We start from the raw sequence: 15,428 nt of genomic DNA, 5'->3' as shown, positions 1-15,428 counted from the left end.
GAAAGAAGGTCAAGCACACAACCAACCAGAGACCACCAGAGCCCCCTTCCGCGAGCGGAAGGGGGCTCTGTGCTGGAGAGCCGGCGAGGGGACTTGAACCCCTAACCCCTTGTTTACAAGAAACCGGCACCACCCACCGGAAGCACTCCGCCCCAGCTCACTCCGTGTGCCACTGCCTGCGTCCGCCAGCAGTCGTAAGCCTCCGTAGCTGTACTCCCCTGCTGTACAGCCACCGCTCTGACCTGGGACAGAACCACGTCATTCGAGGACAAGCCGACCCGGAGCGCAGCGAAGCGAGCACCGGAAGCGGCGCGTCAGCCGATCGCTCTGTCCCCAGAAGACACTCAACTACACCGACGGTTGTCGTGATCTGCGCTGAGCATCTGATCCGTAGTTAGGCCAGAGGCATCCATACGCACCCGAGTCTGCCCTCTAACCTGCGCTCAGACGACTTCTACATGCGCAATCGTCCGAGGCCGTCCAGGGGCCTTGTTAGCAAGAGCGTTAGCATCACGAGATCCTCAGCAGCAGGAGGCAAGGCGGTGATCCAAATTAATGGATCGTTCCATCATGTCAGCGGTCCCGCGTTGAAACTTGTGGTCAACCAGCGAAATCTCCAGCAGAGTCCACCAAGGGTCTACAGAGTCGTGACGTTCTCTGTGATACTAGACGTGTGGCTAACTGGGAAGCCCTTTCTGATATCGATGTCGAGGTCCTTGTGAGAGATCTCCTCAGCGCAGAGTGGGGCGTACATGTTGAAACATTTCGAAGAGGACCCGATCGAGGTGTTGACCTACGCGTATTTGGCCCTTCCGGGCCACCCCTGAACCTCGAGCCAACCGATTCAATTATCGGACAGGTGAAACACTATCCCAATGCCTCCATTTCGCGACTAAAGACTGCTTTCAAAAAGGAGGCCAACCGCAACAATAGAAATTCGGTCACTCGGTACCTAGTCGTAACGACAGCAAAGATGACCCTGGCCGGAAAGGAGGCTATTGCTTCGCTATTCAATCCACCGCTGCATCCTCGCGATATTTTCGGTCGAGAGGACCTAGAGGCCCTCCTTGCGCGTCACGAACAAGTAGAGCGTCGCCACTTTCGACTCTGGATCAGTGACACGATAACCCTAACCTCGGCACTTAACAAGAGAGAACTCGGCCTAAAGCGACATGTGATCGAAAGCATTTCCAGAGAGGCTCCGCTTCTTGTTAAGACTCGACATTTTCATGCTGCCGAACAAATTCTAAAAGAAGAGGGAAGTGTCATAATTGCAGGCCCTCCTGGCGTAGGGAAAACAAGTACGGCACATCTTTTGATTGCAGATCTAATCGAAAAAGGATGGGAGCTAATTGTTGCGAGCGACAGAATCGATGACGCCGAAAGGTTGCGCGACCCCCATGCCAAGCAAGTTGTCTACTATGACGACTTCTTGGGGGCTTCGCTTCATACTGCATTCCTAGACGGAAAGAACGAGGATGCTCGTCTGTTGGCACTACTTGAAACAGCTTCAGAAGATCAAAATCTTAAGGTTGTACTGACAACTCGAGAGTACGTGCTTGCTGCAGCTCGGCAAAGTCATCCACGTCTGCTGCAGAGCCGTTTCGATATAAGTAGACTACTAATCGACGCGACTGAACTTGATGCATATGAGCGAGCCGAGATGGCCTATCGACGCATCTACCACTCGCCATACCGATTCATACTCGACCAGCCAACTTCAGTCGATGATTGGCTTCCCATTATCGGGCATCGCGATTTTAATCCACGGCTGATGCGCCTATACATGGAGGCTTGTGCTCGGATGCTGCCCGCGAAAATGGAAGCTCAAAGTATTCGAGATTTTATCATTGGATTTGTCGAAGCATTGGATGATCCATCTGAACTCTGGCGCACGATCTACGACGATCATCTAACAGATGCTCAGCGTTATCTACTTCAGACTTTGGTAACGATGCCATCTTCTGTGGTCGTTGAAGACCTTATAGTGCTGACTGCAAGTTGGGCCTGTAGCTCTACGTTCTCTCCTACAGAAACACAATGGCGGGCGGAGATTCGTATTCTCGATGGTGATTTTATTTCCACTTACACTGATCGCAAAGGCCAGACAGCCTCGAATTTTGCTAATGCTTCAATCTCAAGCTATGTGTCATATCGATTGGCGATGGAGCTTGAAACGGTACTAAGGATTCTGGATCACGCCGTCCTGTTTGAACAGGTTGAAATTATCTTTCGTCTAATTGCCGGTCGATTGCCACCTCGCGAGACAGACTCTGGCAGCTTTGATATAGAGGACTGGCTTGAGGACTACGAAAGAGAAATTGTCGGCCACACTCGCCTTTGGTCGATAAACGAGGAGGAGCATGAGAGGTTGCAAACGGCAATACGGGATGCTGTAGTTAGAACGCTTGGCGTGGGCCACTACTCTAACCATCCATCGTTTGGGAATACTCCCAAACGATGGATGAAAACGCATGTGTATATGGTCGATCGCCTAGAGATAGTCTTGGCCGTAGTCGAAGCTCTTGACCTAGCCGACGACAGCGATCTTGCTCATCGCCTTGCAGACGCATGCAAGTCCAACCTAGATTACTCCACCAATGACCCTGTGCGTCTCGTGAAAGTTTTCGAGACACTACAAAGAAAGGCTCCACTCACTTGGGTTGATGCTATTGGTAATCTCATCGAATCAGCCGAGCCACTCCTTTTTCGCCACCTCAAAGAGGGGAGTGATTTCATAGCAGCAATACGTTACCTAAATCTGATTGGACGCCCCAATGAATCAATGCTACTTGGCGATAAACTTCGCAATGCCGCAAGGAATTATTCGCCGAGCGAGCAGGTATGTTTCTGGTCTGAAATCGATCTGCGGTACTTCATAAATGACTTTGACGAAGCCGCTTCTATGATTGGACTTGATATAATTGAGGATCTTTCGGAGCTGCGGACGAGAATTGAGGCTCGAATGAGAGCGATTCAACCGCCTTCATTTCAGAATTTGCCGACACCCAGGCAGGAACCGGCTCCCAAACACGTTGTTGTCGGAGACCTCTCTTTGAGCGCCCTTCGCAAAGCCGCGAGCATCTTGGTTCCGGGCGTATCAAGCAAGACGAAGGAGGGCGATGCCGAATCTCCCGATTGAGATTGATTGCTTGTACAAGCCCTGCTGCGCGGCCGGTTGGCCGGGGTGGGTCGGCCCGGAGAGGCCGCATGCCCGGACCGGCCGGACCGGCCGGCGGCGCGGAGCGTCGCCCTTGAAGACGTAGAGAAAGTTCTCATCCGGCTCGGTTGTCTCTGCTGTCACTGAGGTTGGTCACGAGTCGGGTCGCTGGTGCCTGGGGCTGGTAGAACGCTCGGTTATGGGTGATGAGTGGCTGGTGGAGGTCGGGCGGGAGCTGCGGCGGCTGCGGACTGCGGCTGGGCTGTCTGGCAGTGGGCTGGCTCGGTTGGTGGGGGTGCCACAGCCGACGGTGTCTCGTGTGGAGATGGGGCGGCGGGTCTCTGATCCGGTTGTCGTGCTGCGACTGTTCGAGGTGCTGGGGGTCGGGGCTGCTGAGGCTGAGCGGCTGGAGTCGTTGGTGCAGGAGGCGTATGCGCAGACTGCTCCTCGGCGGCTGGATGCGGGGGTTCTGTTTCGGCCTGGTGCTGGGGTGGAGTTGGTCCGGGGTGCTCGGCGGGTGCGGGTGTGGGAGTCGGCGGTGATGCCGCGCTTGCTGCGGACGGATGGGTATGCGGCTGCGGCTGGGCTGGGTGCGGTGGCTGAGTGGAGGTCGGTGCTGCATGAGCCTGGGCGTGAGGTGGTTGTGGTGCTGGCGGAAGGGGTCTTGCGCACTTGGCCTGGGTCGGGCGAGTGCATGGAGGAGCAGTTTGCGCGGGTGGCGGAGGTAGCGGGGTTGCCGCATGTGCGGTTGGGCGTGGTGCCTGATGTGCAGCTCCGTGGGGTGGGGCTGGGGCATGTGGCTCTGCATGGGTTCACGCTGGTGGATGAGGCTGCGGTCACGGTAGAGACGTTCACTCGTGAGATCGGCCTGACCGACGAGCGTGAGGTGCGGGCGTACGCAGAGGTCTTCACGCAGGTTGAGCGGGCTGCGGTGTTCGGGGAGTCCGCGCGGGGGCTGGTGGAGCAGGCGGCAGCGGACGTGCGACGCACCTTGAAGGCTATTCACTGAACGTATTGAATAGCCCCCTAGATCTGTCATACGCTGCGTCTCCCTCGGGGTGTTTAGCCCCCTAGACGCGCGGTGGTGATGCAGATGACGCGCTGGTCCCGGCTCTTCCCGGGCGGACCCGGGTCGGTTGGTGAGGCTCGCCGACTCACGCGAGCGCTCCTCGGCGACAACCTCTTGGCCGAAACTGCGGAACTGGTGGTGAGCGAACTCGCCACGAACGCGGTGGAGCACACCGAGAGCGGCGAGGTCGGCGGCTCTTTCGTCCTGGAGCTGAACGTTGCGCAGGACTGCGTTCGGGTGAGCGTGGTCGACATGGGGTCTCGGGGTCGTCCCCGGGTTGCCGACGAGTCTGCCGATGAGTTCGCGCAGGATGGGCGCGGGCTGCACATCGTCCAGCACGTCTCCAAAGCGTGGGGGTGCGAGCCGGTCCGGATGGGCCTGCGCGTCTGGGCTGAGCTGGCGGAGGCGCTCTGATGGTCAGGGCGCCTGCCCGGTGTGGAACCCGGGCCGGTTACAACGCGCACCGACGGCGCGGCGAGGCCGCGTGTGAGGCCTGCCAGGAAGCGGTCAACAAGTACATGCGCGGTCCCACGAACCTCGCTCGTCGGCGTGCCCGGGGGCGGGCTCTGAGCCGACTGGCGCTCATCCATCCCGATCTTTACGCCGCGCTGTACTCCGAAGAGCTGACCAAGGAAGGCGTCGAGTTCCCCCGGCCTTGGCGCAGGAAGGAATCCGGTCGGCGTTGAGCGGGCCTCCCATGCCCCGGCGTCGTCGGCGGCTGCGTGCTGTGAGCTCTTCGACCGGCATGGAGCTTCCCGCCGTTTTGTCTAGAGTCCTAGACTCGCAGGCAGAGACCGGAGGGGATGGCATGCCAGGCGAGTTCGAGCGCATCGCGCAGATCGATGACCCGTACGAACTCCTGCGCGCGGCGACCACACGCCTGGCGGAGGCTCAGCAGGAGGTCACCGAGCTGGCTCGCCTGCGACGGCGGCTGATCCAAGACCTTCATGCGCAAGGCATGTCGTACGCGCAGATCGCCCAGGCCGCCGGGCTGAGCCGCGGGCGGATCCATCAGATCCGGCACACGGGACCGGCTCCTGAGGGCGCGTTCCTGGGGAACGGCGCGGTGACCGTCGTGACCCCGTTGCGGCCCGACCCGGCTAGCGACCGGACGTACGTTGCCCTGGACGACCTCACCACCGGCAAGCGGCTGGAAGACCTCGCGCGGACCTTCGATCTGTCGGTCGGGTACGACCACGTGGGCCTCAACGGTGAGATCGACCTCAACCGTCCGGGACTGCTGGTGATCTGCGGTCCCCGCATGTCCCCTGCGATGCGGGAAGCGTACGAGAAGGACCCGGTCTTGGAGTGGGAGCGCGACGATGTCGGCTGGCTCCTGCGAGACAAGCAGACCGGCAAGGAGTTCCGTTCGGGACAGGAGGAGGAGCCGCAACGCCCGTATGACATCGGGTACCTGGGGCGGCTTCCCCGTCCGGACGGCAACGGCAGCATCCTCGCCATCGCCGGTATCCATCCCGAGGGTTCGCTAGGTGTCGTGCACTTCCTGACCAGCGACATCAGCAGCCTGTGGGGCAAGGTGGCAGACAGCCGTTTCTCGGCGATCGTCGGCACCGAGTACGACCCGAGGACCCATGAGCCGCTGCGTACCGAGCTTCTGACTCCGGTCTACCGACACGACGAGGCGGCCTGACGGGAGACATGGATGCGCGTGCTGATCGCTACCGAACCGGGAAACCCTGCACGGGACAACGAGGACTTCGCGGCGGCGGCATCTGGTGTCCTGCTAGTCGTTGATGGGGCGGGCGCTCCTGCCGGCCTGGAGTCGGGGTGCTCGCACTCGGTCTCCTGGTATGCCCGGTCCCTGGGCGGTCTGCTGCTCGCAGAGGCCGTGAACACGGGGGCTTCCCTTCCCGAAGCCTTGGCCGTGGCCATTGAGCGGGTCAACGCCCTTCATCAGGACGTTTGCGACCTCGCGCATCCCGGGTCCCCGTCTGCCACGGTGGTCATGGCGCGGGTGGCTGGTGATCATCTAGAGTACCTGGTGCTGTCCGACTCGGTGCTGGTGCTCGACCAGGCGGACGATGAGCCCTTGGTCGTCACCGATGACCGGCTGGGTCGTGTGATCGCCAAGCTGGACGATCCGGATGAACGGCCACCGCTCGGGACGGATGAGCATGCCGCCGGGCTGCTCAGCCGTGTACAGAAGCTCGCCTTGTACCGCAATCAACCGGGCGGCTTCTGGGTCGCCAGCACCAAGCCTGAGGCGGCCGGGCAGGCGCTCACGGGCTCCGTTCCGCTGGAAGGTCTGGGAGCTGTCGCGCTTCTCAGCGATGGGGCGAGTCGGCTTACCGACCGCTTCGGACTGGCGACGTGGCATGAGCTCCTGGCCGCGCTGCGCAAGGAAGGTCCCAGGGAGCTGATCGCCCGAACGCGCGAGGTCGAAGCCAGCGACCCGGACGGCTCGCGCTGGCCACGAGGCAAGGCGTCGGACGATGCCAGCGTCGTCTACTGGCGGCCTCACGAGTGAGCCTGGCAATTTTGTAGACCCCCCTAGACAGTCGCTCCGTTAGGCCATACCTTACTGTCCACCCCCCTAGACAAGCCAAGTGAACGAATCCGCCCGGTGTCTAGAGGGGTGGACAACGAGTTGGAGGACTCATGCGCAACATCCCCGTCGACGTCACCGGCCTGACCTTCGTGTGCGTCGCTCCGCCCCGTCCCAAGCTGGTCAGCCAGGAGACCGGAGAGGTCAAGGTGGACCGTGACGGCAACGCCGTGTTCACGGTGGGCCTGTCGGCCGCCGACCAGATGGGCCGGATCGACCTGCTGAGTGTGGCGTTGTCCAAGGACCCCGGCATCACCCTCGGACAGGTCGTGCGCGTGGTCGGCCTGGTCGCGATGCCCTGGGAGCGGCAGATGAACGGTCGGCTGCGCTGGGGCATCGCCTACCGCGCCGACGACATCGTGGTGGCCACCCTGGCGGCCGTTCCGCCCGCTGGCACTTCCACGGATGCGGCCTGAGGAGAACGGTCATGACGGACTTCTATGTCTTCCTGGGCGCCCTGGTCGGCCTCGCGGTCGGGCTGTGGGCCTGGCGGCGCTGGCACCCGGACTCGTTCTGGTACGGCGTCGCCTTCCCCGCCCGGGTGGCGCTGGTCTACCTGACCTGGAGTCACGTCGCCTCCGGCTGCGGCCTGACCCGCACCCGGCAGCGCTGGCGGTACACCCTGGACGCCCTGCCGGTCGTCGGTCCGGCCGCCCGCAACGCCGCAACGGTCGTGCAGTACAAACGCCAGCTTCGCCGCGTGGGCGTCGAGAAGGCTCCGCGGCTGGGGCTGCCGCGGCCGACCCGGCTGGGCTGGCGGGTACGGCTGCGGCTGAGCGGTGGGCAGGCTCCCGCCGACTACGAGAAGGCGGCCGAACGCATCGCGCACGCCTGGCGGGTGCACTCGGTGCGGGTAGTCGACGTCACGCCTGGTCACGTCACCCTGTGGGCCACCATGCGTGACCCACTGACGGTGGTGGAGGTGACGCCGGAAACCGAGGAGCTGCTGAAGGTGCGTCCGGGCAAGCTGGAGAACGGCCAAGACTGGATCATCGACTTCCGGGTCGTGCCGCACTGGCTGAACGCCGGAGCCACACAGTCGGGCAAATCCAACCTAGCCAACGCCATCATCAAGGCCCTGGCCCCGCAACCGGTCGCCTTGGTTGGGTTCGACCTCAAGGGTGGGGTGGAGTTCACCCCGTACGCCCCTCGCCTGTCAGCGCTGGCCACCACCCGCACGCAGTGCCGCGCCCTGCTGGATGACCTGGTGGCCGAGCTGGAAGACCGCATGGAACAGTGCCGCTCCCACGGCGCACGCAACGTGTGGCGTCTGCCTGAAGAGCTGCGCCCGGTCCCGATCGTCGTCCTGATCGACGAGGTGGCCGAGCTGTTCCTGATGGCCGACAAGTCCGAGAAGGATGAGGTCGCTCGTACCGGAACCGCACTGTTGCGGGTCGCCCAACTGGGCCGCGCGTTCGCCGTCCATTTGGTGGTGTGCGGCCAGCGCATCGGCTCGGACCTCGGTCCCGGCGTCACCGCGCTGCGGGCGCAGCTCTCCGGGCGCGTCTGCCACCGCGTCAACGACCCCGAAACCGCCAACATGACCCTTGGCGACATGGACCCGGCCGCCCTGGACGCCGCCCGCGCCATCCCCGCCGAAACCCCCGGCGTCTGCATCGTCGCCGGTCAAGACGGCTCCTGGCACCGCGCTCGCTCGGTCTATGTCTCCGAGGAAGCCGCTGAGACCGCCGCCCGCGACCACGCGCACCTGACCCCCGACTGGAACGACCTGACCGGCTCCTCCCTCACCACCGGTCCCGGCTGCTCGGCCGCCGCCTGATCTTCCTTCTCCACCCGCCCGGCGTGAGCCCTGATCGCGCCACGTCCCTACCCGACCCATGCCCGAAACCGGCTCTGGAGGCATCGTGACCGTCCGAGTGATCGCCCTTCGCCCCCCTTCCGTCTCCGGCTCCGCATCCGTTTCGTCCTCGTTGTCGTCCTCGTCCCGCCGGTCGCCGTCCTCGTCCCGATCGTCGGCCATGGCCGTCCTCGGCTCGGTGCGTATCGACTGGGACGCCGTCCGAGCCCTCTACCTCGCCCGCTGCTCGCGTTGCGTGGACACCTTCACCGCCACCACCTTCGACCAGGCCGACACCTGGGCCGCCGCGCACCGGTGTGATGCCGAACTGGTGGCGCTGCTGGCCTCGCTGAGCGTGCGGGCGGCGGCGTGAGTCGGCGCCTGTGGGGCGGGCTGGTCGATGTCGCCCCGGTGCTGGTCCTGGCGGTCATCGCGGCCGCCGGGTCCTTCACCCACATCCGCGACACCGCCATCGACCACGGACAGCACGGCTGGATGGCCTGGGCCGTGGCGGTGTGCATCGACCTGACCTGCGTCATGGCCGCCCGCGAACGCCAACGCGACAAGCACACCGGCCGCCACTCCTCCGGTCCCTCCTGGCCGACGCTGGTGCTGGCCGGCGGCATCCTGCTCTCCCTGGCGGCCAACCTCGCCCAAGCCGAACCCTCCGTCTGGGGCTGGATCGTGGCCGGCACCCCGGCGGCGGCGTTCCTGGTCGCGGTCTCCATGCTCGAACGCCGCGCGGCGGCCGTCCGTCCTGCCGAACCGGCCTCGCCCGCCTCCGGCGAGATGGCCCCGCCGCCGTCCTTCGGCCGCCCCTCGGCCTCGTCCCGACCGTCCTCGCCATCCTCGACAGCGTCCCCGTCTCACGAGATTCAGGACGGTCCTCGTCCTGGGCTGACGGCTGCCGCCCCCGCCGCTCCCGAGGTCAGCGAGCAAACCGCCTTGCCCGTCCCCGACCAGAACGGCCCCGCTGCCGAGGGCCGATCACCGGAACCGGCGGCTCCGCTGGTGGCCTTCGCCCGCCGTGTCGCTGCCGAACACCAGGCCACCCACGGACGCCCCATCACCCGCGACGCCCTTCGGGCTCGTCTCGGGGTGTCCAACCAGCTCGCCTCCGAGCTGCTGCGCCAAGTCCGCGACCACGTCCCCGCCTGACCCAACGAGGAGACCGCCATGCCCGAGCAGAACTCCCCGATCGTCTCCGGCGACCTGTTCGCCCGCCACCAGACCATCACCGGCCTCCGTGCCCTGGCCGACTTCCTGGAGGCCAACCCCGAGGTACCCGTCTGCGAGTACGGCTGGACGCTCCGAGTCGCTCAGGGAGTCAGCCAGAACGCCGAGACCGACGCCCACCAGCGCGCCGAGGTCGACCGCGTGGCCGCCCTCCTGGACGTCGAGCCCTGCACCACTCCCGGCGGCCATTACCAGGCGTTCCGCCGTTTCGGTCGGATCGTCTACCAGATCAGCCACATCCCCGCCCGGCGCATGGAAGAGCACGAGGCGCTCATGAGCTACGCCGACCACTTCCACGCCAACGGCCGGAACGAGCCGGGGCGGGCCGCCTGATGACCGGCAAGCCCGCGCCCCGGTTCTGGTACCGGTGCCGGTCCTGCGGCCACTCCCGCGCCTCGGACTGGCTCGCCCTTCCGGCCGACCTGACCGGGGCCGCCTGCAACTCCTGCGGCTGCGAAGAGATCACCCTCTACGAACTCGCCACCCGGGCTGCCGTCCGGCTGCCCCGCCCGCTGATCCCGCCGGTGCAGCGCTACACGTGCTGCCACTGCGGCGGCACCGGCCTGGACTCCCTCGCCAACACCTGCCCTGCCTGCCTGGGCGCGGGCTTCTGCTGAAACGAGGTCCCTGATGCTGCTGCGCAAACTCGGCTACTACGCCCTGGCGGCCACGCTCCTGTTCTTCGCCCTGCGCGACCCCAACGGAGCCGCCCGAACGGTCAAAGCCACCTTCGGCCTGCTGATGACCATCGCCGACGGCCTGAGCCGCTTCGTCTCCGCCTTTTGACCCCCGCCCCGGCCTGCTCCCGCCCTGGCGCGGCTTCCCCGCGCCGCGTCAGGGCCACCCCGCCCACCAATCGACAGGAGTTCTGCCGCCCGTGTCCCCTGCTCCCATCGCCTCCCTGCACAACCCGGCCGCCGTCCGGCAGATGGCCACCCGCCTCAACGGAGCCGACTTCGCCCGCTGGGCCGCCCGCACCCGCGCCCTGGGCGGCTGCCTCCAGCCGATCCGGCTACGGGGCCACATCGACCACATCGACGCTCTGACTGGTGCGCTGCTGCACCGCTACAGCACCCACGCCGAACCCGGCGGTGTGCTGCGGGTGGCCTGCAAGACCCGCCGCGCCTCGCGCTGCCCCGCCTGCGCCGAGACCTACCGCGCCGACACCTATCAACTCGTGCGCGCCGGACTGGTCGGCGGCAAAGGCGTCCCCCAGACGGTCACCACCCACCCGGCCGCGTTCGTCACCCTCACCGCACCCTCGTTCGGCCCGGTCCACACGCGACGGGAGAAGAGCGGCGCGGTGATGCCCTGTCACCCGCGCCGCAACGCCGGAACCTGCCCGCACGGACGGCCGCTGTCGTGCACTACCCGGCACGCCGCCGACGACCCGGCATTGGGGCAGCCGTTGTGCGGCGACTGCTACGACTACACCGGCTCGGTGCTGTTCAACGCTCTGGCGCCGGAGCTGTGGCGGCGCTTCACCATGGCGCTGCGGCGACGCATCGCCAAAACCGCTGGACTCACCCTGACCGAGCTGCGCGAGGTGCTGACGGTCTCGTTCGCCAAGGTCGCCGAATACCAACGGCGCGGCGTGGTCCACTTCCACGCCGTCGTCCGCCTGGACGGACCCCACGGACCCACCTCCACCCCGCCGCCGTGGGCCACCTTCGAGCACCTGGCCCACGCCGTCGACCACGCCGCCCGCGCCGTCACCGTCCCCACCCCGGCCGCACCCGGCGTCCCCGCCCGCGCCTTGACCTGGGGCACACAGATCGACATCCGCCCGATCACCAGCAGCGGGGATCTCACCGACCAGGCGGTAGCGGGCTACATCGCCAAGTACGCCACCAAAGCCGCCGAATGCGTCGGCACCCTGGACCGGCGCATCCACCCCTCCGACAACCTGGATGCCCTCCCGGTCACCACCCACGCTCGACGGCTCATCGCCGAATGCTTGCGTCTGGGCGGCCTAGAGGAGCTGGCTGATCTGCGGCTGGCCGAGTGGGCACACATGCTCGGCTTCCGGGGCCACTTCTCCACCAAGTCGCGCCGCTACTCCACCACCCTGGGCGCACTCCGCCAAGCGCGCATGGCCCACAACCAGCAACAACGCGAGATCACCACCGGCCGCCTGCCCTTCGAGGACGACGACCAGGTCCTCGTCGTCGCGCACTGGCGCTACGCCGGACACGGCCTCTCACCCGGCGACGCCCTCCTGACCGCTGCCCTCACCGGAACGCCTCTCCCAGAGCTGGTTACCGACCGAAGGGACACCGCATGAACGACCTCGTCCTGACCGTCGACGAAGCCGCCGAACGCCTCCGCGTGAGCCGCTGGACGATCTACAACCTCATCCGCTCCAACCAGCTCCGCACGATCAGGATCGGCCGCCGCCGTCTCGTTCCCGCCGAAGCGCTCGCCGCCTGCCTCGCAGAGTTCATGGACATGGAAGAGGCCGCCTGATGACCAAGACGGAAGAACCGGAGGAGGCCGCGCAGAAGGGCAAGCCTCGCCGCCGGAGCCGTGCCAACGGTGAAGGGTCGATCTTCCCCTACCGGGGTCGCTACGCGGCCTACATCTGGGTCACCACTCCCGCCGGGGAGAGAAAGCGCCGGTGGGTCTACGGCAAGACCCGTGAAGAGGTCCACGACAAGTACGTCAAGCTCCTCGCGGAAGCCAAGACGCGCCCCATCCCCACGAAGGTGCCGGCCGTCGCCGAATACCTGACGTACTGGCTGCGGGACGTGGTCAAGCCCAACCGCGAACCGGCCACCTACGACAACTACGAGACCATGTCCCGGCTCTACATCATCCCGGGTCTGGGCAGGAAGCGGCTCGACAAGCTCAACGTGCGGGACGTTCAGACCTGGCTCAACAAGATCCCCAGTACCTGCCAGTGCTGCGCGCAGGGCAAGGACGCGAAGCGTCCCAAGGAACACAAGGACCCGCGCAGACGGCAACGCTGCTGCGCCCTGGGCCAGTGCTGCGAGGACTTCCCCAGCCGCCAGACCATCAGGCTGGCGCGCAACACACTGCGGAACGCGCTCAACAACGCGATGTCCGAGGAGATCATCTCCCGCAACGTCGCGGGCCTCGCCAAGGTCCCGGCCACGCGGAAGCGGGGCCGGAAGGCGTCGACCTGGACCGTGGAGGAGGCTCGCCGTTTTCTTGAATACACGCGGGAGGTCAATGATCCGCTGTATGCCGCGTGGGTCCTCATCCTCGTGATGGGAATGCGCAAAGGCGAGGTGTTCGGGCTTCTCTGGGATGAGGTCGATTTCGACCGGGAGGAATTGGCCATTGGTTGGCAGCTCCAGCGGGTTCGGGGCGTTCTGATCCACAAGGAGCGGACCAAGACCGATGGTTCGACCGATGTTCTGCCGCTGCCCGGCCTGTGCGCGACGGCGCTGCGTGTCCGTCAGGAACAGCAGAAGGCCGCCAGGGAAGCAGCCGGGAAGGAGTGGGACGAGGGCGGTTTCGTCTTCACGACGCGCACCGGTCGTCCGGTGGAGCCGCGCAACGTCAACCGTGCCTTCGCCTCGCGGTGCGTCGCTGCGGGCGTCAAGGTGATCCGGGTCCACGACACCCGGCACACGTGCGGCAAGCTCCTGGCGGCGCTGGACGTTCACCCGCGCGTGGCCATGCAGATCCTCCGGCACAGCAAGATCAGCATCACGATGGAGGTCTACACCGAGGTGCCGTCCGAGAGCACGCGGGCGGCGCTCAAGCAGCTCGGCGAGCACCTCGGGTGGTCCGCTGAGCAGGACGGATAAGCCGCTGTAGCTGTACTTCGCTGCTGTACGAGGACCAAAAGAGCCCCCTTCCTTGATCGGAAGGGGGCTCTGTGCTGGAGAGCCGGCGAGGGGACTTGAACCCCTAACCCCTTGTTTACAAGACAAGTGCTCTGCCAATTGAGCTACGCCGGCGGGCCCGAAGGCATGGTAGTCGACGACGGGGGGTCGGCGCTTCTCGGAATCGGGTCGGTCAGGAGGTGCGGAGGCGGGAGATCTCGTAGAGGGCGATGCCCGCCGCCACCCCGGCGTTCAGGGACTCGGCGTGGCCCGGCATCGGGATGTTGACCAGCAGGTCGCAGGTCTCCGAGACCAGGCGGCCCAGGCCCTTGCCCTCCGAGCCCACCACCAGCACGATCGGGCCCGTGGCCACCTCGACGTCGGCGACCGTCGCCGTGCCGTCGGCGGCCAGGCCCACCACGAAGAAGCCCGCCTTCTGGTACGCCTTCAGCTGGCGGGACAGGTTCGTGGTCTGGGCCACCGGGAGGCTCGCCAGGGTGCCCGCGGACGTCTTCCACGCGCCGGCGGTGACGCCCGCCGCGCGGCGTTCGGGGATGACCACGCCGGCCGCGCCGAACGCCGAGGCGGAACGCACGATCGCGCCCAGGTTGCGCGGGTCGGTGATGCCGTCCAGCACGACGATCAGGGGGGCCGTGCCGCGCGTCAGGTCGTCGGGGTGGGCGTAGCGGTAGGGCTTCACCTGGAGCGCGATGCCCTGGTGGACCGCGCCGTCGGTGAGGCGGTCCAGCTCGGGCTTGCCCGCCTCCAGCAGCGGGATGCCCCGGTCGGTGGCGATCTGGATGGCCTCGCGGACGCGGTCGTCGCGGCCCTCGCTCACGTAGAGGGCGGTGCCGGGGACCTTGGCGCGCAGGGCCTCGACGACCGGATTGCGGCCGGTGACCAGCTCGGGGACCTCGCCGTTGGCGCGGCGGGCGCCGGCGGGACGGCCCGAACGGACCGGCTTGTCGTCCTTGACCTGGCGGGCGGCGGGCCCCGCGGTGGTCGTGCCGGTGCGGCGCGCGTTCTTGGCGGCACGCGCCTTCTGGCGCTTGCCGTGCCAGTGCCGGTCCTCGGCCTTGGGAGTGGGTCCCTTGCCCTTGCGTTTGGCCATGTTCGTCCTTCGCGACGGTTGCGGCTCGCCCCCGTTGCGGACGGCCCCCAAACATCCGATTTTATGGGGCGCCGGGGAGTGCGACGTCACTGACGCGGAGACTCCAGGCGTTTGAGGACCTCGTGGAGCAGGGACTCGACGGAGGCGAGGCGTTCCTCGATCGCGGTGAGGCGCCGGTCGGTGTCGCGGGTCCGGAACGGCTGCCGGAACGCCGTGGGCCGGCCGCCGCCCAGGGCGAGGATGATCCGGTCCCGCACCGACGGCAGGTCCGCGCCGAGCCCGCCGAGGATCCGCGCGGCCACGCCGTTGGCCTCGCGCAGCAGGCCGAGCATGATGTGCCCGGAGTCGATGGAGTCGTGGCGCAGCGCCTTGGCCTCGCGGAGGCTGAGCTCCAGGACGTGTTTGGCGCGCGGCGTGAACGGGACGTGGTCGGGCGCCGCCGCCTCGCCCCGGCCGACGAGCTCCTCGACCCTCGCGCGGAGGGTCGGCAGATCGACCTCGGCGGGACGCAGGGCCTCGGCGAACGCGGGGTCCGGGTCGCGCCAGAGCCCGAGCAGGAGGTGCTCGGTGCCGATGTGGGCGTGGGCCAGCAGCCGGGACTCCTCCTGGGCCGCCACGATGACCTGCCGGGCACGGTCGGTGAACCGCTCGAACACTGGTGACCACCTCGTGGGGATCGACGTGGGCCGGTCCC

17 protein-coding genes and 1 tRNA gene are annotated in these 15,428 nt (G+C 66.1%); 15 read left to right on the top strand and 3 right to left on the bottom strand.

Annotated features, from left to right (window positions below; all coding sequences use genetic code 11):
- The first annotated feature begins 673 nt into the window (after positions 1-673).
- The 15 genes from HNR61_RS36295 (at position 674) to HNR61_RS36225 (ending at position 13,605) form a co-directional block, all read left to right on the top strand.
- Positions 674-3,142, top strand: coding sequence for an nSTAND3 domain-containing NTPase (locus HNR61_RS36295; RefSeq protein WP_182847655.1), 2,469 nt, complete (start codon positions 674-676; stop codon positions 3,140-3,142).
- Between the two features lie 217 nt (positions 3,143-3,359).
- Entirely contained in the window at positions 3,360-4,169 is an 810-nt protein-coding gene (locus HNR61_RS36290) for a Scr1 family TA system antitoxin-like transcriptional regulator (protein WP_182847654.1), read from the top strand.
- Between the two features lie 78 nt (positions 4,170-4,247).
- Positions 4,248-4,643, top strand: coding sequence for an ATP-binding protein (locus tag HNR61_RS36285; protein WP_246444598.1), 396 nt, complete (start codon positions 4,248-4,250; stop codon positions 4,641-4,643).
- A gap of 394 nt (positions 4,644-5,037) precedes the next feature.
- A complete protein-coding gene (locus HNR61_RS36280) occupies positions 5,038-5,880 on the top strand; it encodes a sigma-70 RNA polymerase sigma factor region 4 domain-containing protein (protein ID WP_182847653.1) in 843 nt (280 codons plus the stop codon).
- 12 nt (positions 5,881-5,892) lie between these two features.
- Positions 5,893-6,717 carry a protein phosphatase 2C domain-containing protein gene (locus HNR61_RS36275; protein WP_182847652.1) on the top strand — a complete coding sequence of 275 codons (825 nt, stop codon included), beginning with the start codon at positions 5,893-5,895 and terminating at the stop codon, positions 6,715-6,717.
- A gap of 131 nt (positions 6,718-6,848) precedes the next feature.
- The gene (locus HNR61_RS36270; RefSeq protein WP_182847651.1) at positions 6,849-7,211 is read left to right on the top strand and encodes an SCO3933 family regulatory protein; all 363 of its coding nucleotides are present in this window, start codon (positions 6,849-6,851) and stop codon (positions 7,209-7,211) included.
- Between the two features lie 11 nt (positions 7,212-7,222).
- On the top strand, positions 7,223-8,575 hold the full coding sequence (locus HNR61_RS36265) for an FtsK/SpoIIIE domain-containing protein (protein ID WP_182847650.1): 1,353 nt from the start codon (positions 7,223-7,225) through the stop codon (positions 8,573-8,575).
- 199 nt (positions 8,576-8,774) lie between these two features.
- Positions 8,775-8,966: a hypothetical protein gene (locus HNR61_RS36260; protein WP_182847649.1), complete on the top strand. Its 192-nt coding sequence runs from the start codon at positions 8,775-8,777 to the stop codon at positions 8,964-8,966.
- Positions 8,963-9,751 carry a DUF2637 domain-containing protein gene (locus HNR61_RS36255; RefSeq protein WP_182847648.1) on the top strand — a complete coding sequence of 263 codons (789 nt, stop codon included), beginning with the start codon at positions 8,963-8,965 and terminating at the stop codon, positions 9,749-9,751. Before HNR61_RS36260 ends, HNR61_RS36255 begins: the two co-directional genes overlap by 4 nt.
- A gap of 18 nt (positions 9,752-9,769) precedes the next feature.
- A complete protein-coding gene (locus tag HNR61_RS36250; RefSeq protein WP_182847647.1) occupies positions 9,770-10,162 on the top strand; it encodes a hypothetical protein in 393 nt (130 codons plus the stop codon).
- Positions 10,162-10,446 carry a hypothetical protein gene (locus HNR61_RS36245; protein WP_182847646.1) on the top strand — a complete coding sequence of 95 codons (285 nt, stop codon included), beginning with the start codon at positions 10,162-10,164 and terminating at the stop codon, positions 10,444-10,446. Before HNR61_RS36250 ends, HNR61_RS36245 begins: the two co-directional genes overlap by 1 nt.
- Positions 10,447-10,459: 13 nt before the next feature.
- Positions 10,460-10,615 carry a hypothetical protein gene (locus tag HNR61_RS36240; RefSeq protein WP_157419849.1) on the top strand — a complete coding sequence of 52 codons (156 nt, stop codon included), beginning with the start codon at positions 10,460-10,462 and terminating at the stop codon, positions 10,613-10,615.
- Between the two features lie 142 nt (positions 10,616-10,757).
- Positions 10,758-12,113 (top strand): replication initiator, encoded by a 1,356-nt coding sequence (locus HNR61_RS36235; protein WP_182847705.1) that lies wholly within the window; start codon positions 10,758-10,760, stop codon positions 12,111-12,113.
- Complete coding sequence (locus HNR61_RS36230; protein ID WP_182847645.1) at positions 12,110-12,295, top strand: helix-turn-helix domain-containing protein; 186 nt, start codon at positions 12,110-12,112, stop codon at positions 12,293-12,295. Before HNR61_RS36235 ends, HNR61_RS36230 begins: the two co-directional genes overlap by 4 nt.
- Positions 12,295-13,605 (top strand): site-specific integrase, encoded by a 1,311-nt coding sequence (locus tag HNR61_RS36225; protein WP_182847644.1) that lies wholly within the window; start codon positions 12,295-12,297, stop codon positions 13,603-13,605. The genes HNR61_RS36230 and HNR61_RS36225 overlap by 1 nt, the downstream gene beginning before the upstream one ends.
- 80 nt (positions 13,606-13,685) lie before the next feature.
- Here HNR61_RS36225 and HNR61_RS36220 read toward each other — a convergent pair.
- The 3 genes from HNR61_RS36220 to HNR61_RS36210 form a co-directional block, all read right to left on the bottom strand.
- A tRNA-Thr gene (locus tag HNR61_RS36220) sits at positions 13,686-13,758 on the bottom strand.
- A 58-nt stretch (positions 13,759-13,816) separates the two neighbouring features.
- The gene (gene rlmB, locus HNR61_RS36215) at positions 13,817-14,734 is read right to left on the bottom strand and encodes a 23S rRNA (guanosine(2251)-2'-O)-methyltransferase RlmB (RefSeq protein ID WP_182847643.1); all 918 of its coding nucleotides are present in this window, start codon (positions 14,732-14,734) and stop codon (positions 13,817-13,819) included.
- A gap of 86 nt (positions 14,735-14,820) precedes the next feature.
- Positions 14,821-15,390, bottom strand: coding sequence for a Clp protease N-terminal domain-containing protein (locus HNR61_RS36210; protein WP_182847642.1), 570 nt, complete (start codon positions 15,388-15,390; stop codon positions 14,821-14,823).
- Positions 15,391-15,428 lie beyond the last annotated feature (38 nt).

It is taken from the genome of Actinomadura kijaniata (assembly GCF_014138665.1).
GTDB classification, from domain to species: Bacteria; Actinomycetota; Actinomycetes; order Streptosporangiales; family Streptosporangiaceae; genus Spirillospora; species Spirillospora kijaniata.
Note: the sequence above shows the minus strand (reverse complement) of the source record. Positions and strands in the feature narration are given on the sequence as shown.